General features: G+C 68.1%; 2 protein-coding genes. Both read right to left on the bottom strand.

All coding sequences use genetic code 11. The features are described 5' to 3' along the window. Nucleotides 1–1,763, bottom strand: a 1,763-nt coding sequence (locus VFV09_13035) for a thiamine pyrophosphate-dependent enzyme (protein HEU4868637.1), incomplete at its 3' end; no start/stop codon positions are given. Beyond that, the coding region (locus VFV09_13030) for a flavodoxin family protein (GenBank protein HEU4868636.1) at nt 1,763–2,097 on the bottom strand (335 nt) is incomplete at its 5' end. The genes VFV09_13035 and VFV09_13030, both read right to left, overlap by 1 nt.

Below are 2,097 nucleotides of genomic sequence, written 5' to 3'. Positions count from 1 at the left end.
CACGACCTGAATTCGTCCAGCTTGTCCCTAAACAGCGTCGAGGCGATGGTCGTTCGCCGGAACTCGCCCTTCAGGAACGACTCGGCGAAGCCCTTCGCCTGCTCGTATGAGACTTTGGGGGGCATCGGGGGCTCGTCGGGGTTCACCAGCACGTCGACCACCGCCGGTCCCGGGTGGGCGAAAGCGGCCTCGATCCCCCCACGGACCTGCGCCGGGTCCTCGACCGTGACGCCGAACCCGCCGCAGGCGGTGGCCCAGGGGGCGAAGTCGAAACGCCTCTCGAAGCGGACGCCGTGCTCCGGATAGCCCAGCGCCATCTGCTCCCAGAGGATCTGCCCGAGCAGCCCGTTGTTCAGGATCACCACCTTTACAGGTAACTCGTAGCGCACCGCGGTCAGGAAGTCGGCCATGAGCATGGCGAAGGCGCCGTCGCCGACGAATGCGATGCACTGGCGGCCCGGGTGCGCCCACTGTGCGGCTATCGAGTAGGGGAGCCCGGCCGCCATCGTCGCCAGGTTGCCGGAGATCAGAAACTGCCGGTTGCCCCGGATGTGAAAGTGCCGGGCGGCCCAGGTTGCGCTGGTGCCGGAGTCGCCGCAGAGGATCGCATCGTCGGAGGCCAGCTCGTCGATGACCTTCATGAGGTACTGCGGCTGGATGGGGGAGCGCTTGGGGTCCTCGGTGCCGGCCATCTTCTCCCGCCATTTCGCCATGCCCTGCTGCGCGTTCTCCAGGAAGCTGCGTTCGGTCTTCCGGGTCAGGAGGGGGGTCAGCGCCTTCAGGGTCTCCTTGGCGTCGCCAACCAGCGGCACGTCGATGGGAAGCCGGTTGCCCACCCGGCGGGCGTCGCTCTCGATCTGCACGCCGGCCGCCTCCTCCGGAAGGTAGCTGGTGTAGGGAAAGTTCGTGCCGACCATAAAGATCGTGTCGCAGCCCTCCATCGCCTCGGTCGACGCCTTGGTCCCGAGCAGCCCGAGCCCGCCGGTGGTCAACGGGTGGTCGTCCGGGACCACCGCCTTGCCGGGCAGGGTCTTGATGATCGGGCTGGCGAGGATCTCGGCCGCCTCGGCCACCTCCGGCCCGGCGCCGAGGGCCCCGGCGCCCACCAGCATCGCGACCCTCTCGCCCCTGTTCAGCAGGTCGGCAGCCTTTTGCAGGTTCGCCGCCGCCGGGACGACTGGGGAGGGGAGATAGACCTTGGAGGTGTCGGGCATTCCGGCCAGGCCCAGGCCGCCGGGCCACGGCGACTCCTCCGGGTCGGCCTCCTGCAGATCCACGGGAAACGTGATGTGCGAGACGGTTTTCATCGACAGCGAAGTCCGGACCGCTAGGTCCACCAGAGCGGGGATCTGACCCGGGATGTACGCCACGGCGTTGTAGTCGGCGACGTCCTCGAAGACCTTCTCCAGGTGCACCTCCTGGTGGTAGCCGGTGCCGAGGAGCTGGGTGGCCTGCATCCCGGTCAGGGCGAGAACGGGGACGTGGTCCAGCTTTGCGTCATAGAGGCCGTTAAGCAGGTGCAGGCCTCCGCCCCCGGAGGTCGCCAGGCACACGCCGAGCTTGCCGGTGGACTTTGCGTAGCCGGTTGCCATGAAGGCGGCGGACTCCTCATGGTGGACCAGCACGAACCGGATGCGGTCGGAGTGCCGCCGCAGGGCCTCCATGATCCCGTTGATCCCGTCGCCGGGAAGTCCGAAGACCGTGTCGACTCCCCAGTCGATCAGCCGCTCGACCAGCAGCTCCGAGGCAATCTTCTTGGCCACTAGGCTTTGTAGGCGTCGGGAGGGATCGGGTTCGCCTGCAGCGCCTTGGCGACCGCCAGCAGAACTCCTGCCGCGGTGCGGCCGGTGGTCTCGGACCACTCGTGCTTCTCGTCGCTCTCCAGGTAGCTCGGACCCGGGCCGGGGCCGCGGTTCCAGTAGGTCCAGGCCTGGCCGGGGACCGTGTAGCCGATGTCGATCAAGCCCTGCGCCACCTGGGAGATCACGTGGTGGGCGCCGTCCTCGTTCCCGGTCACCACCACGCCGGCGACCCGGTTGTACGCCACCGGGAGCCCGTTGTCGTCGGTCTCGCTGATCATGGCGTCCATCCGCTCCA

The sequence above is a fragment of the Actinomycetota bacterium genome, assembly GCA_035759705.1.
Classification (GTDB): Bacteria; Actinomycetota; CADDZG01; order JAHWKV01; family JAHWKV01; genus JAJCYE01.
Note: the sequence above shows the minus strand (reverse complement) of the source record. Positions and strands in the feature narration are given on the sequence as shown.